At 34.3% G+C, this 22,567-nt stretch carries 24 protein-coding genes and 1 tRNA gene; 8 read left to right on the forward strand and 17 right to left on the reverse strand.

Annotated features, from left to right (window positions below; all coding sequences use genetic code 11):
• Positions 1-163: 163 nt before the first annotated feature.
• Positions 164-286 carry a hypothetical protein gene (locus tag C6H25_RS08970; RefSeq protein WP_267891810.1) on the forward strand — a complete coding sequence of 41 codons (123 nt, stop codon included), beginning with the start codon at positions 164-166 and terminating at the stop codon, positions 284-286.
• A 446-nt stretch (positions 287-732) separates the two neighbouring features.
• On the opposite strand, the gene C6H25_RS03505 is transcribed toward C6H25_RS08970, so the two are convergent.
• The 6 genes from C6H25_RS03505 to C6H25_RS03530 form a co-directional block, all read right to left on the reverse strand.
• On the reverse strand, positions 733-1,128 hold the full coding sequence (locus C6H25_RS03505) for a type I restriction endonuclease (protein WP_158653864.1): 396 nt from the start codon (positions 1,126-1,128) through the stop codon (positions 733-735).
• Positions 1,091-1,357, reverse strand: a complete 267-nt coding sequence (locus C6H25_RS03510; RefSeq protein WP_104748088.1) for a hypothetical protein — start codon at positions 1,355-1,357, stop codon at positions 1,091-1,093. Before C6H25_RS03510 ends, C6H25_RS03505 begins: the two co-directional genes overlap by 38 nt.
• Positions 1,347-2,057: a purine-nucleoside phosphorylase gene (gene deoD / locus C6H25_RS03515; protein ID WP_104748089.1), complete on the reverse strand. Its 711-nt coding sequence runs from the start codon at positions 2,055-2,057 to the stop codon at positions 1,347-1,349. The genes C6H25_RS03510 and deoD overlap by 11 nt, the downstream gene beginning before the upstream one ends.
• 10 nt (positions 2,058-2,067) lie before the next feature.
• On the reverse strand, positions 2,068-3,297 hold the full coding sequence (locus C6H25_RS03520) for a phosphopentomutase (protein WP_104748090.1): 1,230 nt from the start codon (positions 3,295-3,297) through the stop codon (positions 2,068-2,070).
• A 33-nt stretch (positions 3,298-3,330) separates the two neighbouring features.
• Complete coding sequence (locus tag C6H25_RS03525; protein ID WP_104748091.1) at positions 3,331-4,587, reverse strand: NupC/NupG family nucleoside CNT transporter; 1,257 nt, start codon at positions 4,585-4,587, stop codon at positions 3,331-3,333.
• 170 nt (positions 4,588-4,757) lie between these two features.
• Positions 4,758-4,835, reverse strand: a tRNA-Met gene (locus tag C6H25_RS03530).
• A gap of 118 nt (positions 4,836-4,953) precedes the next feature.
• Here C6H25_RS03530 and C6H25_RS03535 point away from each other — a divergent pair.
• A complete protein-coding gene (locus C6H25_RS03535; RefSeq protein ID WP_104748092.1) occupies positions 4,954-6,282 on the forward strand; it encodes an MFS transporter in 1,329 nt (442 codons plus the stop codon).
• Between the two features lie 15 nt (positions 6,283-6,297).
• The gene (locus C6H25_RS03540; RefSeq protein ID WP_104748093.1) at positions 6,298-7,059 is read left to right on the forward strand and encodes a tRNA 2-thiocytidine biosynthesis TtcA family protein; all 762 of its coding nucleotides are present in this window, start codon (positions 6,298-6,300) and stop codon (positions 7,057-7,059) included.
• 242 nt (positions 7,060-7,301) lie between these two features.
• Here the strand turns inward: C6H25_RS03540 and C6H25_RS03545 are convergent, their stop codons facing one another.
• The gene (locus C6H25_RS03545; protein ID WP_104748094.1) at positions 7,302-8,072 is read right to left on the reverse strand and encodes an HNH endonuclease; all 771 of its coding nucleotides are present in this window, start codon (positions 8,070-8,072) and stop codon (positions 7,302-7,304) included.
• A 159-nt stretch (positions 8,073-8,231) separates the two neighbouring features.
• On the reverse strand, positions 8,232-10,604 hold the full coding sequence (locus tag C6H25_RS03550) for a TonB-dependent receptor family protein (RefSeq protein ID WP_104748095.1): 2,373 nt from the start codon (positions 10,602-10,604) through the stop codon (positions 8,232-8,234).
• 204 nt (positions 10,605-10,808) lie between these two features.
• Here C6H25_RS03550 and C6H25_RS03555 point away from each other — a divergent pair, with 204 nt between their 5' ends.
• Positions 10,809-12,185 carry an outer membrane beta-barrel protein gene (locus C6H25_RS03555; protein WP_104748096.1) on the forward strand — a complete coding sequence of 459 codons (1,377 nt, stop codon included), beginning with the start codon at positions 10,809-10,811 and terminating at the stop codon, positions 12,183-12,185.
• Here C6H25_RS03555 and acpS read toward each other — a convergent pair.
• The 4 genes from acpS to C6H25_RS03575 are packed head-to-tail and all read right to left on the reverse strand — an operon-like array spanning position 12,182 to position 14,023.
• Positions 12,182-12,529 (reverse strand): holo-ACP synthase, encoded by a 348-nt coding sequence (gene acpS / locus C6H25_RS03560; protein WP_104748097.1) that lies wholly within the window; start codon positions 12,527-12,529, stop codon positions 12,182-12,184. The genes C6H25_RS03555 and acpS overlap by 4 nt on opposite strands.
• Positions 12,530-12,542: 13 nt before the next feature.
• Complete coding sequence (gene fliL, locus C6H25_RS03565; protein WP_104748098.1) at positions 12,543-13,103, reverse strand: flagellar basal body-associated protein FliL; 561 nt, start codon at positions 13,101-13,103, stop codon at positions 12,543-12,545.
• Between the two features lie 9 nt (positions 13,104-13,112).
• Entirely contained in the window at positions 13,113-13,721 is a 609-nt protein-coding gene (gene rsmD / locus C6H25_RS03570; RefSeq protein ID WP_104748099.1) for a 16S rRNA (guanine(966)-N(2))-methyltransferase RsmD, read from the reverse strand.
• Positions 13,694-14,023 (reverse strand): dihydroneopterin aldolase, encoded by a 330-nt coding sequence (locus C6H25_RS03575; RefSeq protein ID WP_104748100.1) that lies wholly within the window; start codon positions 14,021-14,023, stop codon positions 13,694-13,696. The genes rsmD and C6H25_RS03575 overlap by 28 nt, the downstream gene beginning before the upstream one ends.
• A gap of 591 nt (positions 14,024-14,614) precedes the next feature.
• Between C6H25_RS03575 and C6H25_RS03580 the strand changes: the two genes are divergently transcribed.
• On the forward strand, positions 14,615-15,355 hold the full coding sequence (locus C6H25_RS03580; protein ID WP_104748101.1) for an outer membrane protein: 741 nt from the start codon (positions 14,615-14,617) through the stop codon (positions 15,353-15,355).
• 3 nt (positions 15,356-15,358) lie between these two features.
• Here the strand turns inward: C6H25_RS03580 and C6H25_RS03585 are convergent, their stop codons facing one another.
• From C6H25_RS03585 to C6H25_RS03595, 3 genes are all read right to left on the reverse strand, one after another.
• Positions 15,359-16,495: a potassium channel family protein gene (locus C6H25_RS03585; RefSeq protein WP_104748146.1), complete on the reverse strand. Its 1,137-nt coding sequence runs from the start codon at positions 16,493-16,495 to the stop codon at positions 15,359-15,361.
• 194 nt (positions 16,496-16,689) lie between these two features.
• Positions 16,690-16,878, reverse strand: a complete 189-nt coding sequence (gene rpmB / locus C6H25_RS03590; protein WP_104748102.1) for a 50S ribosomal protein L28 — start codon at positions 16,876-16,878, stop codon at positions 16,690-16,692.
• Positions 16,879-16,991: 113 nt separating this feature from the next.
• Complete coding sequence (locus C6H25_RS03595) at positions 16,992-17,855, reverse strand: HpaA family protein (protein ID WP_104748147.1); 864 nt, start codon at positions 17,853-17,855, stop codon at positions 16,992-16,994.
• Positions 17,856-18,017: 162 nt separating this feature from the next.
• Between C6H25_RS03595 and mraY the strand changes: the two genes are divergently transcribed.
• Both mraY and murD read left to right on the forward strand, forming a co-directional pair.
• On the forward strand, positions 18,018-19,076 hold the full coding sequence (mraY, locus tag C6H25_RS03600; RefSeq protein ID WP_104748103.1) for a phospho-N-acetylmuramoyl-pentapeptide-transferase: 1,059 nt from the start codon (positions 18,018-18,020) through the stop codon (positions 19,074-19,076).
• A 2-nt stretch (positions 19,077-19,078) separates the two neighbouring features.
• Positions 19,079-20,347, forward strand: a complete 1,269-nt coding sequence (gene murD, locus C6H25_RS03605; RefSeq protein WP_104748104.1) for a UDP-N-acetylmuramoyl-L-alanine--D-glutamate ligase — start codon at positions 19,079-19,081, stop codon at positions 20,345-20,347.
• On the opposite strand, the gene C6H25_RS03610 is transcribed toward murD, so the two are convergent.
• Positions 20,344-20,613 (reverse strand): DUF493 domain-containing protein, encoded by a 270-nt coding sequence (locus C6H25_RS03610; protein WP_104748105.1) that lies wholly within the window; start codon positions 20,611-20,613, stop codon positions 20,344-20,346. The two genes, murD and C6H25_RS03610, sit on opposite strands and share 4 nt — an antisense overlap.
• Complete coding sequence (locus C6H25_RS03615) at positions 20,600-21,004, reverse strand: YbgC/FadM family acyl-CoA thioesterase (protein WP_104748106.1); 405 nt, start codon at positions 21,002-21,004, stop codon at positions 20,600-20,602. The genes C6H25_RS03610 and C6H25_RS03615 overlap by 14 nt, the downstream gene beginning before the upstream one ends.
• Before the next feature lie 223 nt (positions 21,005-21,227).
• On the opposite strand from C6H25_RS03615, the gene C6H25_RS03620 reads away from it, so the two are divergent.
• A complete protein-coding gene (locus tag C6H25_RS03620) occupies positions 21,228-22,556 on the forward strand; it encodes a sodium-dependent transporter (protein WP_104748107.1) in 1,329 nt (442 codons plus the stop codon).
• Positions 22,557-22,567: the final 11 nt, after the last annotated feature.

A 22,567-nucleotide genomic window follows, 5' to 3' on the forward strand; every position in this document is an offset into this window, starting at 1 on the left:
TTAAGAACGGGTTTGAGAGTTTCTGAAGATTATGTAAAAAGTAGGATTAAGAACGCTAACCTTATCCACTCTTTTGTTAGCCGGGATACAACGCTTGAGTAAGTCTAAGGAGTGGGGTATCAATGAAATTATACTACAAAAATTCAAAAACAAGGGAAAACAAATGAATTTAAGGGGAGTTAGCTACTTGCGACCCGCTAACAATTACAAAGGCGAGAGAGCCATTTGTCCTTTAACCCTTAAAGATAGAGCGAATTATACTACAAAAATTCAAAACGATGTTTAAAGAGAACGGGAATTATAAGAACTCAACGAGCTACAAAAATGATATTAGACAAGAAAAGCAAGGCAAATAACGCCTCCCTTTTTATAAGGGCATAGGAACTAAAGCCTACTGTTATTGTGTAGTTGCAATTCTCGCCTAATGAAAATTATACCAAAACTAAAAGAATGTAAGCATGTAAAAAATCAAAGGCATTATCAAACGCCCTGCCCTTAAAATAACATTGTAGTTCATTTGGGTTATTATTTTAATCTAAAGCTTTACATAAAAAGAGATTGATAAGAGCGTTAAAAGCTTTTTCTTTTTCATCAATATTGTATTTTCTTAAAATGCTTGCAAATTTATGGTATAGCACTTGGATTTCTTCATTATTAATGTGGTGTAAATCAGTAATGCTAAATTTTGATTTGCCGATTTCATAAGGCTTATTATTTTCAAAAAGCCCTATATTAAAAACTTCTTGCTTGTAAGTTTCTTTCCATACATTGTAGCGTTCTTATTATTACTCGCATAGTATAACTCTTTAATTTAGGGTTTTCTTGTAATAATTTTTCATTACCTTTAACAACAATAAGCGTGTATTTTTCTTTAACCCTATTATTGGCAAAATCGCTTGTATAAAGCACTAGATACTCTATCGTTTTATCTTGGTTTAAATACTTAAAAAGCTGGTTATCATCTCTATTTTTTAGGCTATTTAAAGCGTTATTATATTCTTGACCTTGCGTTTTACATTCAATAATAAGCAACATTTTATTGTTGTTGTCTTTGATAGAAATATCAAATCTGTGTTCACCCTTAGTATCTTTAGCTCTTTTTTCTAAAAACAATATGTTTAGCATCATAGCCTTGATTTAAGAGCCTATGCACGCATTCAAACACGACAAAGTTTTCATTCGCTCTAAAATTAGTTGTATGCCGTTCGCAAACTTTAATTTCTTTAGGATAGATTAATTCTTGTTTTTCAAAATCTACTTGCAATGTGGCGTTATTAATAGTTTTAGCAAAAATTTTGTTATTTTCTTTAAAGTCTAAGGTTTCTAAAACTTCTTTAAAATTTTCTTTAGTTATCATGGGTCATCATCTCTAAGGCTAGAGTTACCATATTATCAAAACTTTCCACTCTTTCTTTGGGGCTTAATTTTTCGTGTGTGATTAAATGATCTGAAACAGAGCATAAACATAAAGCCTTAGCGTTTAATTCCATAGCCGTAGCATATAAACCTGCGGCTTCCATTTCAATACCCAAGTGGTTATATTTGGCTAGTAAATCAAAGGCATGCGTTTCAAAAGAATAGAAAAAATCGCTCGTAAAGACATTGCCCACTTTTAGGGGGATATTCAAATTTAAGGCGGTGTTATAAGCCTTTAGACTTAGTTCAAAACTAGGTGTAGCACTCAAATCGTGGTTTAAGAAACGCACCCGATTTGTTTTAGAATCTGTTGAAGCCCCAGTTGCTAAGATAATATCCTTTAGGGCGACTTTTTGATTGATAGCCCCACAAGTGCCAATCCTTAAAAGCTCTTTAACTTGATAGGTTTGAATGAGTTCAGTGGCATAAATCGTGCATGACGCAATACCCATGCCATGCCCCATTAAAGAAATTTCCTTACCCTTATACTTCCCGCTAAATCCTAGCATGTTACGCACATTAGTTATTTCTTTAGCATCTTCTAAAAAGTTTTTTGCAATGTATTTCACTCTTAAGGGGTCGCCACATAAAATACATTTAGAATGAAAATCGCCAATTTTTGCATTGATATGGGGGGTCATTTAGTTTCCTTTAAAAATTTAATAAGTTTTTGCCATAATCTAAGGGGCTTAATCCTAAAAAGTGGGCGATACTTTGCCCAATATCTGCAAAAGTCTCACTCTTACCCAAAAAGGCTGGTTTTAAATCTTTGTGATACATTAAAATAGGAATGAACTCTCGTGTGTGGTCTGTGCCTTTGAAAGTGGGGTCGCACCCATGGTCAGCACAAAGAATCAATAAATCATCATCTCTTAGATTTTCTAAAATCTCATTTAAGCGTTTATCAAAACATTCTAGGGCGTTTGCATACCCACTAACATCACGCCTATGCCCATAATCGCTATCAAAATGCACAAAATTCGTAAAAATCAAGCTGTTATTTTGAGCGTTTTTAACCTGCTCTAAAGTTACATCAAACAATTCCATTAAACTACTAGCTTTAAATTTTTGAGTAATCCCCACATGGGCATAAATATCAGCGATTTTTCCAATGCTAATGACTACGCCATTTTTTTCTTCAATAAATTTTTCAAAAAGTAATGGTGCATGGGGCTTTATAGCGTAATCTTTACGATTAGGGGTGCGTTTGAAATTATCCTTATGATTGCCTAAAAAGGGTCGTGCAATCACTCTAGCAATTTTTAAAGGCTCTAAGATTTTAAAAACTTCTTCACAAAGGGCGTATAAATTATCAAGCCCAAATTTTTCTTCATGTGCAGCGATTTGAAACACCGAATCCGCTGAAGTATAAAAAATGGGGTATAGAGTTTCTAAATGTTTTTCGCCTAAATTCTTAATGATTTCAGTTCCTGATGCGTGGCAATTCCCTAAATAGCCTTTAATCTTAGTTTTTCGTATAATTTCATCTAATAAATCTTGTGGGAATGAGTTGGTTTGGTTTTCAAAATACCCCCATTCAAACAAAACCGGCACGCCCATCATCTCCCAATGCCCAGAAATGGTATCTTTCGCGCTAGATAATTCTTGTGCGTAAGCATAAGCCCCTCTTAAATTAGGGTTAGGATTAAAGCCTAGGGGTAATTCATTCGTGGCTTTTAAAGCGCTTAGTCCTAAACCCAAACTCTCTAAATTAGGCAATTTCAAAGTGCCGTTTCTTTCTTTTGAATTAGCCAAGTTATTAAAACAAGCCTTAGCGATATTGCCTAAAGTATTCGCTCCTAAGTCGTCAAAATTTTGAGCATCTTCGCTAGCTCCTATACCAAAAGAATCTAATAGTAGAATAATCACTCTTTTTTGCATCTTTTTCCTTGTTAACCTAATTTACCTTTTAACTTAATTCGCATTTAGCCCTATGAATAATCCAGCGATTGTTGCGCTCATAAAATTTGAAAGCGTGCCTACAAACACCGCTTTTAAAGCCAGTTTAGCTATCATTTCTTTTTTGCTAGGCACTAAATTACCAATCCCTCCAATTAGCATAGCGACTGAGCTTAGATTAGCAAATCCGCACAACGCAAAAGTAATAATCGCTTTAGTTTTTTCACTTAAGACTAAGGGGGCATTATCATTTAAATAAGGCAAAAGTTGCATATAACCCATAAATTCATTCAAAGCGATTTTAATGCCTATGATTTCTCCAGCAACCCCAGCTTCTTTCCAAGGGATACCTAAAATAAAGGCTAAGGGTTTTAAAAGCGTGCCTAAAATCAATCCTAAAGACAAATGCTCTATGCCTAAAAATCCCCCTAAAAGCCCTAAAAGCCCATTAATGAGTGCGAGCATTCCTACAAAAGCTATTAGCATAGCTCCTATATGTAGGGCTAGATTTAATCCTGTGCTTGCCCCACTAGCAACGGCTTCTATAGCATTCACGGGTTTTTCTATAGAAATATCTATATGGTTAGAAACTTTTTCATTTTGCGGATAGACTATTTTAGCAAAGAGTAGTCCGCTAGGGGCTGACATAAATGAAGCGGCTAGTAGGTAGGTTAAAGGAACGCCCATGCTTGCATATCCAGCTAACACAGGCCCAGCAATACTTGCCATGCCCACGCACATAATCGCAAAAATCTCTGAATCACTCATGCTTTTTAGATAGGGTTTAACCACCAAGGGGGCTTCAGTGTGTCCTACAAAAATATTTGCCGCCGCACTCATACTCTCTGCCTTAGAAGTGCCTAAGCATTTTTGTAATGCCCCACCGATAAGATTGATAAATAAGGGCATGATTTTTAGATAATACAATAATGAAATCAAGCTAGAAAAAAAGATAACCACTGCTAAAACATTAATGGCAAAGACAAAGCCTCCTATTCCTTGCTCACCCTTAGCATTTGGTGCTAGATTACCAAATAAAAAACGCACCCCTTCATAGCCATAAGCTATAACGCTCTCTATCGCATTAGCCAAATTCTGTAATATTTCTCGCCCTATTGGCACATATAAAATCAACGCCCCTAGAGCCACTTGAATGACAAACGCACTGATAATCGTGCGATAATTGATAGCCCTTTTATTGCTAGAAAAAACCCATGCGATACCTAAAAGCACCACCATACCCACAACACTCATTAACGCACTAATAACCATCATTAGCACTTACAAAAATGCCATAAAAAATGCATGTATTACCCTAAAATTGAAAAAAGAGATTTTTGTATTGTAACTTAAAATTAAAAAATTTAATGTTTAAAAAACACCATTCACTAACTAGTCATCTAAAAATATTAACTATTATTGTAAGTGTGTTATAAAAAGAATGGTGTCAAGAGGGGGACTTGAACCCCCGACCTCCGGCTTATGAGACCAGCGCTCTAAACCAGCTGAGCTACCTTGACAACAATAAAGAGACAGATTATACAAAAAACTTTCTTAAGATTTGATTAAAATTTTGCAATCAATCCTATTTTTTTAAATTAATGATAAAAATTTAATATTTTTTTGTAGAATACGCTAATGTTTAAGAAGATTTTTCCATTGGCATTAGTGTCATCATTGCGGTTTTTAGGGCTTTTTATTGTTCTGCCTGTGATTAGTTTGTATGCGGATAGTTTCCATGCGAGTAACCCCCTACTCATAGGCTTGGCTGTGGGTGGAGCGTATCTCACACAAATCTTGTTCCAAACCCCTATAGGCATACTCAGCGATAAAATAGGGCGTAAGGTTGTTGTTGTGGTGTGCTTATTAGTGTTTTTAGTCGGCTCATTAGTATGCTTTATGGCAAGTGATATTATTATGCTTGTTATAGGGCGTTTGATTCAAGGTATGGGGGCTTTAGGGGGTGTGGTGAGTGCTATGGTAGCTGATGAAGTGAGAGAGGAAGAGCGCACTAAAGCTATGGCATTTATGGGAGCATTCATTTTTATGAGCTTTACCATAAGCATGGCAATAGGACCGGGCGTGGTAGCATTTTTTGGGAATGCAAAATGGCTTTTTTTACTCACGGCAATTTTAGCTTTTTTAAGCTTACTCACACTTTTAAGGGTTAAAGAAAGTCCTAAAATCGCTTATAAAATTAAAACTAAAGCAACTACTCCAAATTCTAAAGCCTTGTATCTTTTACACTTAAGCTCCTTTTTTGAAAAAATGTTTATGACACTTATTTTTGTGCTTATCCCTTTAGCTTTAGTGAATGAGTTTAATAAACATGAGAGTTTTTTGATTTGGGTGTATGTTCCGGGTGCTTTGTTTGGCATTTTAAGCATGGGACCAGCAAGCATTATCGCTGAAAAATATAACAGACCTAAAGGGGTTATGCTAACTGGAGTGCTATTTTTTATCTTAAGTTATTTATGCTTGTTTTTAGCAGACTCTAGTTTTTTTGGCAGGCATTTATGGCTTTTTATTGTGGGGGTTATGCTCTTTTTTACGGGCTTTGCAACCTTAGAACCCATTATGCAATCTCTAGCATCTAAATTCGCTAGAGCGAATGAAAAAGGCAAGGTTTTAGGGCAATTTACAACTTTTGGCTATTTGGGAAGTTTTGTAGGGGGTATTACCGGAGGTTTGAGCTATCATTATTTAGGACTAGCAACTACAAGCTTGGTTATTGTAGCTTTAGGGGTTGTTTGGGGCTTATTACTCTTTTTACTCAATAATCCGGCTAAGCAAAAAAATGTTTATTTCCCTTTAGATGCTTATAATGAGGATAAGTTTGAAACAATAGAAGATAAAATCATTGAATGGTATGTGAATGTGGCTGAAGAAATCATCATTGTAAAATATAATTCTAGTCAAATTAGCGAAGAAGAAATCATTCAGCTCGCTCAAGATTTTAGAAAATGATGTTTAAGGAAAACCATGCACTATGAAATTTCTAAAAAAGTCTTGCATATTGTAGGCAAGACAAACGCCACTTACAAGCTCATAGAAGAAGGCGATAAGGTCTTATTAGGATTAAGTGGGGGCAAGGATTCTATCATGCTTGCTTGTATCTTAGCTAGAATGCAAAGACATGCCCCTTTCAAATTTGATTTTAAAGCGGTTACGATTCATTATGGTCTGGGTGAAGATTTGAAGTGGCTAAGCGACTTGTGCGAAGAACAAGGCATTAAACATGAAATCATTTACACTCAAATTGCCTCTACTATCAATGAAAAACGCCGTGAAAAAAGCTCGTTTTGCTCGTTTTGCTCTCGTTTAAGAAGGGGGGCTTTGTATTCTAAGGCTTTAGAAGAAGGCTATAATAAAGTCGCAATCGCTCATCATTTAGATGATGCTGTGGAGAGTTTTTTTATGAATTTTACCTATAATGGCACTTTAAGAAGTATGCCCCCCATTTATAGGGCTGAAAATGGTTTATTAGTGATTCGTCCTTTAATTAAGGTTAGAGAAGCAAGTAGCATTCATTTTGTTACTTCTCAAAATATTCCTGTAGCCCCTGATTGTAATTGCCCAGCTAAACAGCCCACTTCAGATAAACCCCCCATCGCACGATTAGCTACCAAAAATTTCTTAAAAGAAATGCAAAGCTTGCACCCCCATTTCTTTGACAGCCTAGAAAATGCGTTCAATAATGTTCAAGCAAGTAGTTTCAGTGATTTGAAGTATTTAGAAAGATAATTTCTAACATCTTTTTGAATAATTGGGGTTTACTTTTCTTGTTTGTCCCTACTGCTCCCTAATTCTTTTTGTTTAAAGATTTCTCTATGATATTTTAAACAAGATATTTTATCACTTAGATCCCTTAAGAATACAGCGTATTTAAATCTCATTTTTTATACAACAATCAAACTTATTAATTCAAAATAACGCACTTAAAATATAGTCTTATTGCGATTGGTTTTTATATTTTTTACTAAAAATTAGTTTTTAAAACAATAATTTAGATGATAATCTAAAAATGTCTTATTGGGTAAAAATTTTTCAGGTAAATTAATTTTTTTGTTTTCAATATCGGCAAAATAGATTTTAAAATATTCTTGTTGGCATTCGTGTTTTAATTGCGATGATAACACGATTTTGTAGCTTAAATCAATACTAAGTAATCCGCTATCATAAGCCCTATCATAAAGAGCGTTCAAGCAAATTCCATTTGCTGGATTTAGTCTATTCTTTTCATCTTTTGCCCATGGAATTATATGACTTGCAACAAGCAAATTGGGGATAGCCATGTTTGAAATAGCACACTTTCCACCATAATTAGCCAAAATAATTTTTCTAAATAAATTTTGATTGACTCGTGTTTTAATAAGACTTTCTCTCATCGTAGATGAAAAATCGTCATCTTCAGTTTCTAATTCATTATTTTTTACAAGCAAGCTTTCACCCTTAAGATTTGCCAAAATATTCTCACTCTCATACATAAGATTTTCTCTATCATTGATAAATCTTTCAAAAATGGGTTCGCATTGTTTTTTGCCACCCGCTAACCCTTTTATTCCCCTTTGTTGATGATAAGGGTCAGCAGAAGCAAAATTACATAGTCTCATAGCAACAGCGCTTGGAGTGCGATTGATAAGTTTAGCGATCTCTATTACTTGAGAATTTCTGGCATCCATTTTTCCAAAAAGTAGCTTTAAATATAGATTAAATACAACTAAAAATTCATCATATGTCCAAATTCTTCTTTGCATTTTATATCTCTTTTATCAATCTAAAATCTTATGCTTATAAAAAAATACCTATTCTAAAAAATTGCTTTATTATTACTTATTTTTGCTTAAATTCCTACTAGATAAAAGCCAACTAGAAAACTCAAGCTTTCTAGTTTAAAATCACAAAGATTGATAAATTTAAAAATTATAACTCAAATAGGCTGTGATACTCCTAGGGGGAGCTGCCTCTTTTCCATTAGGACTAGTGCCTACACCACCAAACCAATATTTCATGTTAAAAATATTATTCACTTGCAAGCTTGCTTGAATGCTTTGGCGTTTATGCTCCCATAGAGTGCTAGATATTTGTAAATTCCATACCCAATACCATGGCATCATGCCTGCAGTTCGTGTAGTGATCGCTCCATTTTTAATCGTGGGTGCGTATTCTGTAAAGCCAACGGTGTTTAACACATCTGTGTAAGCTCGGCTATAAAAGAAAGAGCTTAATCCAATAGTGGTCTTGCCATAAGTATAACTCGCATCTAGGATAAATTGGTGCGGACTTACGAAAGGGAGTTTTTTACCAAAAATATCTTTTTTAGCCCCCTTAGGATTAGCAGGATTAGTTACCATAGTATGGCTTGTGATATTAGCGTCTATAAAAGTATAAGCTGCATGGAAGTTTAGCCCTCTAATAGGATTGTAATACAATTCTAATTCTACGCCTTGACTTCTCGCATTTACAGGCTCTCTATTATCCCCAAAACGCCCTGTAAAATAATGGTTTGCAAAAATCACAAAATAATTCCCATTAAAACTCACTTTATCATTAAAATAATAGCGTCCGCCCCCTTCTATCACATTAAAGATTTGAAAATAATCGGTGCTATTACCTACAAGACCACCGATATTGCTATATTGTGGAGGGATATAGCTTTTTTGATAGTTAAAATACAATAAAAGCTCTTTAATAGGTTTATAACCAATATTTACCGCCGGATTCCATTGATTATATCTGTCTTTAATTGTCTTAGGACCTTGATTTGTTTTAAAAGGAGCGATATCTTTTTTTTCGTAATTTAAAAAAGTGTATCTTAAGCCTGGTGTAATCGTAAGCATTCCTTTATTAATATCAATGGTATCGCTAATATAGACTGAAGTATAATTATTAAAATTATTTACCGAACTCCCCTTATCATACCCTGAGCCTGGGATAGTAGCATTTTTTCTTGTAGTGGCTCGTTTGTATAAATCTTCAGTCATAAAGCGCATACCCATATTAAAAGTTTGTCTCACCTTTCCTGTATTAACCACTAGATTGAGCTTTGGCTCAAAGGCATTTACAACAAAACGACGGATATTGTCATAATATTCCCAACAAGGACTATTGGTATCACTATAAGAATACAAGCCACAATTAGGGTTATTGGTTGTATCCACTTTAGTTCCTATGCCCTTAAAGGGTAAAACTTGATTTTTACCGCTCATATACACGCTTTTATATTGGTTAGAAAAACCAAAATCCCTACTCATATCATGCGTATAATAAGTGAATTTAAAATCTCCCCCAACTCCCCTATCTGGGTCGCCAAAATAATTTTGATACACCACTCCAAAGCGCTTGGCTCGCCCCCCATCTTGATTATAAGGGCGGTTATTAGTAAAGCGGTCATACTCATAATCTTGTGCACTCAAAGTTCCGGGGTGTGAAGAATTGTATTTATAATATTGATAATAGGCTTTAAAAGTGTTGCTATGATTGATTTTATAGATAGCATCAAGCATGTAGTTTTGAACTCCTGTAGGGCTATTTTGCCTAAAACCTTGCCCATTAATCCAATTAGCTTGAGCGCTAATTCCCACATGCTTACCTAGCATGCCAGCGGTGCGTATATAGGTATTATAGAGCATTTGATTGCCTAAAGTTTGGGCTAGTGGCTTACCTTTTTCTTTAGGGTCAACAAAGTTTCCATTAGAAGAACGCCCCCAAAAAGTAATTCTCTCAGCCGCTTGATTTTCCCATTCTTTAGGAATTTCTTTAGTGATGATGTTTATTACACCTCCAAAAGTGTTTGGTCCATATTGAACGCTTGTGCCTCCCTTTATCACATCTATTCTATCTACTGATTGAAAAGTTACAGGAAAAATAGCTAATTCAATATTAGAATACGGCGCTCCATAAATGGGAATACCATTAACTAAAATCATGCCCGTATTACTATGTCCATTACCACCCCCACCAAAACCACGCACGGAGATTTTAGGCAACACGCCTGTTCCTGTAGCGTCTCTAATTTGCAGTCCCGGCACATTCTGCAACGCGCTCTCAATGTTTAGATTACCGGTTTTTTTGAGTTGCTTATTAGAAATAATCGTGCGAGAACTTGTGGAATTACGCACTTCTTCACTTTGCCAAGAGAGTGGAGCAGTATCGTTAAATTTCTGCTCAGTCGCTGTGATTTTTTGTAAAGTATGGTGCTTAACCTTTGCATCAAGAGACGGAATGACAATAGAAAACGCTCCTAAAACCAAAAAAGAATGGTATTTATTTCTCACATAATAAGACATTTTAATAACCTTTAATGAATAAATTTGATACATGTAATACTATAAAAATAATTATTATAATTAGCTTAATAAAATATGTTTTAGTTGCATAACTCAATCTAAGATGTTATAATTTATCCATTAACTAAAAAGATTAAAAAAATTGATTTTTTGAAACAATATAGATTTAGATTTTATAGAATTTTTTATTTTAGGATTAAAATAATGTTAAAAATATATAGAAATATTATTTTTTTATCATTGCCCTTGTTCTGCCATGCTATAAAGAGTGAACTTTTTATCAGTGTAGGCTATCAATTTTCTCAGTCTAATGTAGAAACAATTCATAAAATTTATAAGCCTATGTCTAATTTGGCTTTTTTAAATGCCCCTCCCTTTGACCCTAATTTACCAAACGCTCAAAAACGCCTTTTTTTACAAACCATTGGCGGATACCAAGCCCATGATATTGCCTCAATGTGTCAAAACCGCCAAGCCTTGTGTAATAGTCAAGACCAAAGCCTACTAAATTCTAGCGTGCAACCTACTTATCTTAACCCTCTTTTAAAACCAGCTTACTCTCAAATGAATAGATTGCTTTTTAATCATCATAGTAATTGCAATAGAAATAACCCTACAAACCAACAAATCTGCAACCCCCCTAATAGCTTCTTGAAAGCTTTACAAACAATAAACTACAATCTCTTTGGAGCTATCAATATTGCTAAGAAAAACAACGCTATCTTAAGCCAAAATAATGCAGATTTAAATCTTGTAAATAATAATTTTAATGCGATTAGTAATAGTTTAAATCAAATTCCTAATGCTTTATCAAAAATTATCAACAACAGCTCGTTTTTAAACTCTGATTACAGAAAGGCTGTTATCTCAACAGCTGATATTTTGAATTATGGCGTTCAAATCGCTAAAGATACAACTCAAGCTCTCTCTAAAGAAACAAAAGCCTTAAAAAATGTGCGAGATAACTTAGGTAGTCCTAAAGAAAATCCACAAGATTCTTCTCTCATTGTTATTGAAAACGAATTTAGCTTGCAACAAACCACTCAAAAATTCTCTTTATTTGGCAATGGTGCGAGCATAAAACTTGGCGTTATGCATCCTTTTTGGCTCTTTAATGTGGCTTTCAAAAACAAGCAAATTTTTTCATGGGATTATTATGCATTCTTAGATTACAACTATTCTAAACTTCCTCTAAATGAGCAACAAAACAACATGTCTTTTTTAGCTTATGGAATAGGGAGTGAGCTAGTTTTGCATGTCTTTCGCACTAAAAAGACTAAATGGGGGCTTGATGTTTATGGAGGTGGTGGAATAGCTGGAAATTCATATTTTTTAGACCAAAAGTCTTATAAGTCCCAATTTAAAATCCTTACCAAGCCAAAGCTATTCTCTGCGACTTATTTTAATGCGTTTGCCAACACGGGAATACGCTTGATGAAAAATAAAAATGCCCTTGAAATTGATGTGAAATTCCCTTTTTTAAAGCACACAGAACACCTTTATACAAGCTCTTCAGAAAACACCACTCTTAAATACCAACGCCACATCGTCCTAAGCGTGCGCTATATGCGTAAATTCTAAAGGACAACCACCACCGCTATAGCAAAGCCAGCGTCATGGCTAATGCTCGCATTCAAACTTTGGATTTTAAAATAGTCCATTTTTTCTTTAGAGAGAGTTACTAAAGGGGCGTTTTTAGGGCTTTTAGAAATGTGTATATCTAAAAAACTCAATTCCTTACCAATGCCTACTTTTAATGCTTTAGAGCAAGCCTCTTTAAGGGCAAAAAATCCGGCAATGGTGCTAGGCTTATCTTTACACAAATCAATTTCGCTTGATGAGAGAAAACGCTCTAAGAACTTCATTTTAAAGCGTTCCAAACTCCTCTCTATCCTAGAAATAGAGACAATATCCACCCCAACCATGCTAAATAAAAAGCTATTGGATTACAAAATCAGTAAAAAAGACATTCTTAATAAAACCATCAATCAAAAATGAATTTAAATGGCTTTTAATCTCATCTTTAAGCTTATTCTTGCCCTTATTAGTAACCACTTCTTCTACACTCTTAGAAGATAAAATTTCTATAATAGTATCTTTAATAGCGGTATCTTTAATCTTAATTTCATTGAGTAACTTCTCATTATTGAGTTCTAATGAAATAGAAGTTTTGAGATAGCGTCTGCCATTTTGAGAAACTAGATTCACCACAAAAGGTGCATCAATAGCATACAAAGGTCCAAGCACTAGATACTGCTGAATATTAGAACCCTCTTTAGGCTCTTGGGCTTTTTGTTTATTGGCGTCTGCACTAGCCTCTTTAGTTGCTGTGGGGGCATTATTATCCTTATCTTTTGCCTCTTCTTTATTCCCCATAAGGAGCATAACAATCACCCCTACCAATAAGAGCATGACTACCACACTTCCAATCACCACAAATAAAAGGGCTTTGCTTTTTTTGGGGGTTTGCTCCGTGTTTTCTTGAGATTCCTCTGTCATGCCTATCCTTTATTGAAAATAACTTAAAGTTGTTTTTCCAAACTTTTTTTGCTTGATTATAGCTAAAGTTACAAGATTTTTAGGTATTTTATACACGCTCTCGTGTTCAAACACAATTAAAAGATTTAATTTTTTAGAATGTTTTAGCAAATTTTCAAGCGCTTGAAAACACTTCTCATAAATACCCAAAAAACCGCTTGTTTCAAAAGGTGGGTCTAAATAGATAATATTCAAAACACTATCTTTTAGAGGTAATACAGACAAATGCTTAAAAGCATCATCGCAAAATGCGCTCGCTTGTATAGGGCATTGCAAACGCTTTTCTACTAAGGCAATATTTTCTAAAAGTGTGGCATAAGCACTCTTATTTTGCTCAAAAAATATTGCACTCTTTGCTCCCCTACTCAAAGCCTCTAGTCCCATAGACGCACTACCTGAAAACACTTCTATAAAATGCGCTCCATAAATTTCAGTTTGCAAGGTATTAAAAAAAGACTCTCTAACTATCGCTTTAGTGGGGCGTGTGCTAGAAACTTTAGGTAGATTTAAATTTAACCCCTTACACTCCCCTCCAATAATTTTAAATCTTTTTATAAGGGGTTTTTGATGATTTGGCATAGCTTTTTAGTGTACTCCTCTAATAATTCACGAATTTGACGCTCTTTTTCACTCTCTTTATGAAATAGCTGTTTGTTTTCTTGCAAAAAAAGTCTGTAAAATCTCTTAATATCTTCTTCAACACTTCTTTGACTCAAAGGCTCTCTTAAATATTTTTCTACCACACAAAGCGGTTTATTTGTATCTATAAATTTATCAGTTAAAACAAAATCGCAATCCTTTAAAGAAGATTGATAAACATTTAAGTAGCTTTCCAAAGCCTTTTGGCGCAATAATGACTGACAAGAGATAAAAATTTTCACTAAAAGCCTCTCTTAATAATAGATATTGATTTTTGCTGAAGAAATTGTAAACTTCTTAAGCTTAAATATAGCTATTCTTACAAAAAGCACTTGGTATATTCTAGCCTTATTTCTTATTCCAACCTCCCTATTTCACAATACTTGATAAAGCGTAAAATATAAAATAATACGAAATTAAACTAAAATAATATAGATTAAACAAAAAGTAACAACCTCTATGCTATAATCACAGCGAGTAAGGGCAAGAAAACAAATAATATTCCTTCCTTCTTTACTATCTTGGCATTTTAATAAAAACTTTTTCATTAAAATGTTCTCTTGCCCTTACGGCTGTTGCTATCAAAAAGTGAAGTCTCAATGTTGCATACTCTCTGTTGATACACAACATTAAGTAATTATACAAAAAAAAAAAAAACGATTTTTCAATGTAAAGTAAACTGATTTCTTAAACCCTCTAAAATTCCTGCAACTAACTGCGATAATTGTATCAAAACTACACTAAACGAGTTTTTATGTAAAGTTAACCAATTCCAAATAAATTTTTTTAGATATAATTAACACCACTAAAAATTACATATAAAGGAATATAATATGAACCAATCATTAACAAAAATTTCACTTCAATTAGCCTTTATCCTTAGTGTTGTCAATGCAGAACAGAGCGGATTTTTCTTGCAAGGCTCTTATGAAGTGGGTCAAGCCTACTACAACAATAAGCTTATTATAGATGGAAAAACCGATTTTAACCGCCATCAAAAACAAACCACTCAAGGGTTTGGTGTTGGTGTAGGGTATAACCAACTTTTTGGTCAAAAAGGTTGGGTAGGCTTACGCTATTATGGCTTTTATGATTGGGCAGAGGCAAAATTTGGCACGCAACATTTTGAAGGAGGGTTTTTAAGCAAAAATGGGCTTAATTCAAACATGAATATCAATACCTATGGTGCTGGAATAGATTTGCTCATAAATTTTGTCAATTTAGATAAGTTTAGCATGGGATTTTTTGGGGGAATGGCAGTAGGTGGGACGACTTGGAATGCTCAAGCTAAAAATAGAGATATTGTATGGAATGACACCCTAGATGAAAAGCAAGCCAAAAGCCTTTTAGCAGGAGATTATCAAAATAGTGTGGAGCTAAAAAGCACGGTGTTTCAATGGCTGTTTCACTTTGGCGTGCGTTCTGTAATCTCTCGCTATACGGGCTTAGAACTAAGTTTTAAAATCCCTATGGCTAAAACCCCTTATTTAAATATGGTTGGTGGGGATAGTAGCTATCAAGAGACTTTTAAACGCATGTATTCTTTTAATGTCTCTTATTATGTTATCTTTTAAAATCTATAGAGAGACATAATCCACTTCTTTGGGCTTTTGCCTACTAGCGATAAGTTGCTTACAAGCCTTAACCCCCTCAGAAGTGCCAATCATTAAAAGTTTTGATTCGCTTGCAATGATAGTATCACCATCTGGCATAGGAATGTATTTGCCATCTTTTTGAATAATGCCAATTACAAACGCCTTAGTAACATCTCTAAAATGCGCCTCTCTTAATTTCCTTAATACAAGCCAACTATATTTTGGCACAATGATTTCTTCTAAGTCTAAAAGCGTGTCTTTTTTATAAATGAAACGCTCCAAGATATTTTCCATATCCGGACGCACCGCCATAGCACTCACTCGTTGTGCCATAAGCTTTGTAGGCGAAACAACCATATTAGCGCCTAGTTTTTTAAGCTTTTCTAAACCCTCATCACTATGAGCGCTTGCGATAATATAATAAGGCTTACGCTTTAATTCTTGCTCAAATAAACGCACGCTCACCATTAACGCCACATTTACAGGCAGAATTTTAGAGAACGCCACCACACCTTTAGCGCTGCTCAAATGGCTTTTGAGCATGGCTAGATTGGTATGCGGATCGCCTACAATATAATAAGGGTATTTATGCTTAATAGCCTCTTCTTCAAAATTAGGGTCATTATCTACCACCACAAAAGGGATTTGAGCGGAGCGAAACTGCTTGCTTAATTCAATCGTATATTCATTGTGATAGCAAATCACATAATGGTCTTTAAGGCGTGCGATTTTATAAACCATACCTTTCTCCTTAATGAGTCTTGTAAGCGTGCCTTTATTGACCACGCTAATTAAAATAGCCACGCTAAAGGCAATAATTCCTGCCCCACAAAACATTAAAATTGAGGTTAAAAAGATGCTTATAGGCCCAAACTTATTTTCATTTAACGCCCCAAACCCTGTTGCAGTCATGGTATAAGTGGTTTGAAAGAAAGCTTGCATAAGCGTGTAATCTTCCAAAGCATAATAACCCAAAGTTCCTAGTAATACAAAAACTTGAATTAATACTAATGGGAGTCTAAAAACCTTGAATTGTTCGTAAATTTCTGAATTAAGATTGACTTCAGGCGTGTTCTTTTTGCGTTTTCTAGCCCTAAAAGACCTTATTTTTCTAAGCAAAAAACAAACTCCTAAATTCAAACAAAGCTAGGCACAAACTTAGTAAAAGAACCTACCTTGCTAAGAATTTTATTCTTATTTTTGAGTTTAATTTCCATAAACCCACCTTTAAACATATTTAAAAACTAATACGCACACCGAAATTTAAGAAAACTCTTAAAAGTCAATGCCATAATAAAATAATAAAAGAGAGCTTAAGCCCCTTTACGCATAGTCCTTAGCGTAGAGGCCGCTACTCTAATGCGTCTAGTTGTGCCATCATCTAGCTGAACTCTAATAGAACGCAAATTGGGGAGTAAACGACGCTTATTCTTATTGTTAGCGTGGCTCACATGGTTACCTACCATAGGACCTTTAGCAGTTAATGCACATTTTCTTGCCATAATCTTATCCTTATCTTTAGAAAAATGAATTTAGCATTATACTTTATTTAGCTTTAAAAATCACTAATATTCAAAAATTCACCCCCTCAAAACACCTCATTTTAAAAAACTCATTATTTTTGAGATTCACCAACCTTAGATGTGTGGAGAGATTTTTTGATTTTATCAATAGCGTCTCTGTATCTAGAGATATTTTCTTCCGTAAGCTCTGCAACCGCTCTTTTCATAACCTCAACATAGATTCTATTTAAAATCTTATGAATTGCATCTTCTTTATTCTTTTCTAAACTTGCATGTTCAACTCTATTAGTGGCTCCATAATCAGTATACGCATAAGAGAAAGTATGCGTAATCGCTCTAAAAGTTCCTACTTCCACGCCAAAATCATGGATTACCCTTCCGGTTTCTGGCTCATAAAAATTAAACCACACAGACCCCGAACTTTGGTCTACTAAAGTGTCTAAGTTAGGTTTAGTGGGGTCATTAAGATTCATTTTTAAATCTTCTAAAACCCCTACCCAACCACGCAAATCTAAAACAGAAAAAACCTCTTTCTTTTCTTCAACACTTAAAGCGTCTTTGTCTTTAAAACGCAACACCTTATACCCTCTTTTTTCAAAAATGCTCTGAATTTGATTAGCTAAAGCATCTTGAAATTTATCAATATAAGGTTTTAAGTTATCACTCACTTGAATATTTGGTGCTAAAATAGCAACAGAGCGATTCCAAGGCTGACTTTGAGCAATATGCACCGGATAATTAAAATTTAAAGGCGTAATGTGTTCAGCACTTGTTTGCATATGTTCATGGTGCTTATGGTGTGTCTCAACAACTTTTTTGGCCTCTTTTGGCTCTGAACCCTTAGTTGCATTATTCGCTTGCTCAATTCCACAACCCACCAACACACTTGAAAGACCTACAGCAACCAATGCCTTAACAACACTCTTAGCATACTTAGATGCACACAAACTTCGCATTATAAAATACTCCAAAATTAAGATATATAAATACATCTCTCATTATACACCCATTTATACAAGCCTAAGTAAATCAATTTGTGTTAAAATAAGTCCAACAATTAGAAAACAGCATTTTTTTGTTTTTTGTTATCTTGAGTAGTCGCTTTTTTAAGGAATTTTATGCTCTATTATTTATACAGCTATTTTAATATTAATCTTTTTCAATATTTAACCTTTAGGGCAGGGTTAGGATTTTTTATAGCCTTTTTTCTCACGCTTTTTTTAATGCCTAAATTTATTCTATGGGCAAAGGCTAAAAAGGCTAATCAACCGATTTCTAGCTATGTTTTAAGCCATCAAAATAAAAAAGATACGCCTACTATGGGGGGCATTATTTTTGTTTTTTCAACCATTATTGCAAGTTTGTTATGTGCATCTTTGGATAATCTTTATGTTTTATTAGGAATAGTTGTATTAGTGGGTTTTAGTTTTGTAGGGTTTAGAGATGATTACACTAAAATTAGTCAAAAAAGCAATGCCGGAATGAGTGCGAAAACGAAATTTAGTATGCTTTTTGTGATTTCGCTTGTGGTATCTATTTTGTTGAGTTTTAAGGGGCTAGACACTTTCTTGTATTTGCCTTTTTTAAAAAACCCTTTGTTTGAAATGCCTGTAATTTTAGCCATTAGTTTTTGGGTGTTAGTTTTTTTATCTACAAGTAATGCCGTGAATTTAACCGACGGATTAGATGGTCTGGCCACTGTGCCTAGCATTTTTACCCTACTCAGTCTTTCAGTCTTTGTGTATGTAGCTGGGAATGCAGAATTTTCTAAATACTTGCTTTATCCAAAAGTTATAGATGTAGGGGAATTATTTGTGGTCTCTTTAGCTTTAATAGGCTCACTCTTTGGCTTTTTGTGGTATAACTGCAACCCTGCAAGCGTGTTTATGGGCGATAGTGGGAGCTTAGCCTTAGGGGGATTTATCGCTTATAATGCTATTGTTTCACACAATGAAGTCTTGCTTGTTTTAATGGGGTCTATTTTTGTTGTAGAAACCTTGTCTGTGATTTTACAAGTAGGAAGTTATAAAACTCGTAAAAAACGCCTTTTTTTAATGGCACCTATTCATCATCATTTTGAGCAAAAAGGTTGGGCAGAAAATAAAGTGATTGTGCGTTTTTGGATAATTTCAATGTTAAGTAATTTAGTCGCCCTTTTAAGCTTGAAGGTGCGTTGAAAATGAAAATTTCACTTTTTGGGCATGCAAAAACCACTCTAGCCTTAGCAAGGTTTTTTAAAAAAAATCATAATGAAGTGCAATTTTTTGATGATAAATTCACTTCATCTTGCAAGGATAATGAAAATTTTCTTTGCTATCCTAGTAGTGAATTTAATCCTAATACTTCAGAGCTAGAGATAGTAAGCCCAGGAATTAGCTTTATGCATGCTTTAGTTAAAAAGGCTAAGCATTTAATGGGAGAATATGATTTTGTATATAGCTTGTTTAATCATCATTTTACTCCTACAACCATAAGTATCAGTGGCACGAATGGTAAGACCACAACTACTGAGATGCTCACTATGCTTTTAGAAGATTTTAAGGCTGTAAGTGGGGGGAATATCGGCACACCCTTAATGGAGCTTTTTGTAAAACAATCGCCTTTATGGGTTTTAGAAACAAGCTCTTTTTCTTTACACTATACTAACAAGGCTTACCCTTTAATTTACTTGCTTATCAATGTAGAATCAGACCATTTAACTTGGCATCAAAATTTTGAAAATTACTTGAACGCTAAGCTCAAACCCTTGATTCTTATGCCTAAAAACACCTTAGCTATACTTCCTTCAAAATTTAAAGAGCATTCGCTCGTTCAAAAATCACAAGCTCAAAAAATCTTTTTTGATAAGAGCGAAGATATTCTAGAAAATTTAGAAATTCCACTTAATGCCTTGCCTTTTAAAGGGGCATTTTTATTAGACGCTTCTTTAGCCCTTTTAGCTTATGAACAATTTTTGAAAATGAAAAACCTAAAATGGCAAGACTATAAAGACAACGCCCTTAAAAGATTGAGTGCTTTTAAAATCGGCTTACATAAAATGGAAGAATTTAGAGATAAAGAAGGGCGTTTGTGGGTAGATGACAGCAAGGCTACTAATATTGATGCAACCTTACAAGCCCTAAAAACTTTTAAAAACCAAAAAATTCATTTGATTGTAGGGGGCGATACTAAGGGTGTTGATTTAACCCCCCTTTTTAAAGAGCTTCAAAATTATAAAGTAAGCCTTTATGCTATAGGCTCAAGCACTTCCATCATTTACTCACTCGCTTTAGAATTTAATATTGTTTGTAAAACTTGTTTTGAGTTAGAAAGGGCAGTAGAAGAGATTAAAAATGTTTTAAAAATGAATGAAGTTGGCTTACTCTCGCCTAGTAGTGCGAGTTTAGACCAGTTTTCTTCTTATAAAGAAAGGGGCGAAAAATTTAAAAAGTATGTCTTAGAAGACTAAAGCACTTGAATGACATATTTTTCATTAGAAATTTTTTGAAAAATCTCGTTGCGTTCCAATTCATTTGAAACTTCAATAGATACATTAAAACTATAAAATTTCCCTGTTTTAGAAGTATTTTTTAATTCTAATTTAAAGGGGCGTTGATAGGTTTTTAAAAGCTCTTTTAATAAACTTTCATCATTAGTATTCATAATTATTCTGTAATCCCAAAGACATGGGTAATCAATCTTTGGCTTGTTTGTTTCTGTATTATCTAAGCTCATCTAAAAACTCCTTAAATATTGTAGGTATAGGCATAGGATTGTGCTTAATACGATGGATAAAACCCAATTTAATCTCTAAGGCAAAGATTTTAAAAGGTTCTAATTCTTTCAAATCATTACTACACACGCAATAAATCTCTTGAAAAAGCACCACAGAAACCTTTTTAAGCTCTTTAACTTGCGTTTTTACTTCTAAAACTTGCCCCAAACTTGCAGGAGTGAAAAAATCTGCCTTTAATGAGCGGATAACAAACACTCCCCCTTCATTCTCTGGCACTAAACCTCTTTTAAAAAACTCTTCACTCCTAGCTCTTTCACAATACTTCAAATAATTCGCATGATAGACCACGCCTTGAGCATCAGTATCTTCATAATATACCCTACAACGCAAACAATTCCCTCTAGCACCAAATCTAAATTTTTAATTAAAATAAACCGCCCAATTATACAATACGCAGTTAAATGTAGTATAATTAGTTCATTTTTGTTAGATTTAGCCCTTTAATTTTAGTAGATTTTTTTCACCTACCATTTGACTTAGGATTTTTAAAAACTAACAATAAAACCAAAAACATATTCTTGCTATTAAGAATTAGGGAGTTAGTAAGCAGAAAATGGGCAATCATTTTTCCAAATTAGGATTTGTTTTAGCAGCTCTAGGAAGTGCGATAGGCTTAGGACACATTTGGCGCTTTCCTTACATGGCAGGCGTGAGTGGTGGGGGTGCTTTTGTTTTGTTATTTTTGTTCTTATCTCTAAGTATTGGTGCGGTGATGTTTATTGCTGAAATGTTGCTTGGGCAAAGCACGCAAAAAAACACCATAGAGGCTTTTAAAGAATTAGACCCAAACCCTAAAAAATATTGGAAATATGCAGGATTATTGCTTGTTTCTGGACCTTTAGTATTGACTTTTTATGGGACTATTCTAGGTTGGGTTTTTTACTACTTAGTAGATGTTAGTTTCAACTTACCTACCAATATTCAAGAATCTGAACAAATCTTTAACCACACCTTGCAATCTTTAGGCTTACAAATTATAGGGCTTTTTGGGGTAATGCTACTAACAGGATTGATTGTCGCTAGAGGGGTTAAAGATGGCATTGAAAAACTCAATCTAATTTTAATGCCCCTACTCTTTGCCACTTTTTTTGGCTTGCTTTTTTATGCAATGAGTTTAGATTCTTTTTCTAAAGCTTTTCATTTTATGTTTGATTTTAAAACAAAGGATTTAACCCCCCAAGTTTTTACTTCTTCTTTGGGACAAGTTTTCTTTTCTCTAAGTATAGGATTAGGCATCAATATCACTTATGCAGCCTCAACTGATAAAACCCAAGATTTGCTTAAAAGCACGCTTTGGGTGGTTTTGTCTGGGATTGTCATCTCTTTGGTAGCTGGCTTAATGATTTTTACCTTTGTGTTTGAGCATGGGGCTAATATTTCTCAAGGCACAGGTTTAATATTCACTTCTTTGCCCGTTGTTTTTGGCAAAATGGGAGCTATAGGCACTCTTGTTTCAGTGCTGTTTTTACTCGCTCTAGCTTTTGCTGGAATAACTTCAACAGTAGCTTTATTAGAACCAAGTGTAATGTATATTGTAGATAGATACCAATGCAAGCGCTCTGTAGCTACTTGGGGGATTATTTCATTAATTCTTGTAGTTGGCGTGTTATTGATTTTCTCACTCCATAACGATTATAAAGACGCTCTAAGTTTTTTAGGAAAAAATCTCTTTGATTGGCTAGACTTTATCTCAAGCACGATTATTATGCCTTTAGGTGGGATTGCCTCATTTATTTTTATGGGTTGGATTTTAGAAAAAGAAAAAGTGCGCCTCTTTAGCTCACATTTTTTAAGTCCTAAATTGTTTGAAGTATGGTATTTTCTGCTCAAATACATCACCCCTTTAATCGTATTATCTATTTGGGTAAGTAAATTTTCTTAAAAATTAAAAAA

It is taken from the genome of Helicobacter cetorum (assembly GCF_900198405.1).
GTDB lineage: Bacteria > Campylobacterota > Campylobacteria > Campylobacterales > Helicobacteraceae > Helicobacter > Helicobacter cetorum_C.

Coding starts and splice junctions, on each gene's coding strand:
- C6H25_RS08970 (WP_267891810.1), top strand. CDS start 164: ATGAATTTAAGGGGAGTTAGCTACTTGCGACCCGCTAACAATTACAAA.
- C6H25_RS03505 (WP_158653864.1), bottom strand. CDS start 1,128: ATGATGCTAAACATATTGTTTTTAGAAAAAAGAGCTAAAGATACTAAG.
- C6H25_RS03510 (WP_104748088.1), bottom strand. CDS start 1,357: ATGATAACTAAAGAAAATTTTAAAGAAGTTTTAGAAACCTTAGACTTT.
- deoD (WP_104748089.1), bottom strand. CDS start 2,057: ATGACCCCCCATATCAATGCAAAAATTGGCGATTTTCATTCTAAATGT.
- C6H25_RS03520 (WP_104748090.1), bottom strand. CDS start 3,297: ATGCAAAAAAGAGTGATTATTCTACTATTAGATTCTTTTGGTATAGGA.
- C6H25_RS03525 (WP_104748091.1), bottom strand. CDS start 4,587: ATGGTTATTAGTGCGTTAATGAGTGTTGTGGGTATGGTGGTGCTTTTA.
- C6H25_RS03535 (WP_104748092.1), top strand. CDS start 4,954: ATGTTTAAGAAGATTTTTCCATTGGCATTAGTGTCATCATTGCGGTTT.
- C6H25_RS03540 (WP_104748093.1), top strand. CDS start 6,298: ATGCACTATGAAATTTCTAAAAAAGTCTTGCATATTGTAGGCAAGACA.
- C6H25_RS03545 (WP_104748094.1), bottom strand. CDS start 8,072: ATGCAAAGAAGAATTTGGACATATGATGAATTTTTAGTTGTATTTAAT.
- C6H25_RS03550 (WP_104748095.1), bottom strand. CDS start 10,604: ATGTCTTATTATGTGAGAAATAAATACCATTCTTTTTTGGTTTTAGGA.
- C6H25_RS03555 (WP_104748096.1), top strand. CDS start 10,809: ATGTTAAAAATATATAGAAATATTATTTTTTTATCATTGCCCTTGTTC.
- acpS (WP_104748097.1), bottom strand. CDS start 12,529: ATGGTTGGGGTGGATATTGTCTCTATTTCTAGGATAGAGAGGAGTTTG.
- fliL (WP_104748098.1), bottom strand. CDS start 13,103: ATGACAGAGGAATCTCAAGAAAACACGGAGCAAACCCCCAAAAAAAGC.
- rsmD (WP_104748099.1), bottom strand. CDS start 13,721: ATGCCAAATCATCAAAAACCCCTTATAAAAAGATTTAAAATTATTGGA.
- C6H25_RS03580 (WP_104748101.1), top strand. CDS start 14,615: ATGAACCAATCATTAACAAAAATTTCACTTCAATTAGCCTTTATCCTT.
- rpmB (WP_104748102.1), bottom strand. CDS start 16,878: ATGGCAAGAAAATGTGCATTAACTGCTAAAGGTCCTATGGTAGGTAAC.
- C6H25_RS03595 (WP_104748147.1), bottom strand. CDS start 17,855: ATGCGAAGTTTGTGTGCATCTAAGTATGCTAAGAGTGTTGTTAAGGCA.
- mraY (WP_104748103.1), top strand. CDS start 18,018: ATGCTCTATTATTTATACAGCTATTTTAATATTAATCTTTTTCAATAT.
- murD (WP_104748104.1), top strand. CDS start 19,079: ATGAAAATTTCACTTTTTGGGCATGCAAAAACCACTCTAGCCTTAGCA.
- C6H25_RS03610 (WP_104748105.1), bottom strand. CDS start 20,613: ATGAGCTTAGATAATACAGAAACAAACAAGCCAAAGATTGATTACCCA.
- C6H25_RS03620 (WP_104748107.1), top strand. CDS start 21,228: ATGGGCAATCATTTTTCCAAATTAGGATTTGTTTTAGCAGCTCTAGGA.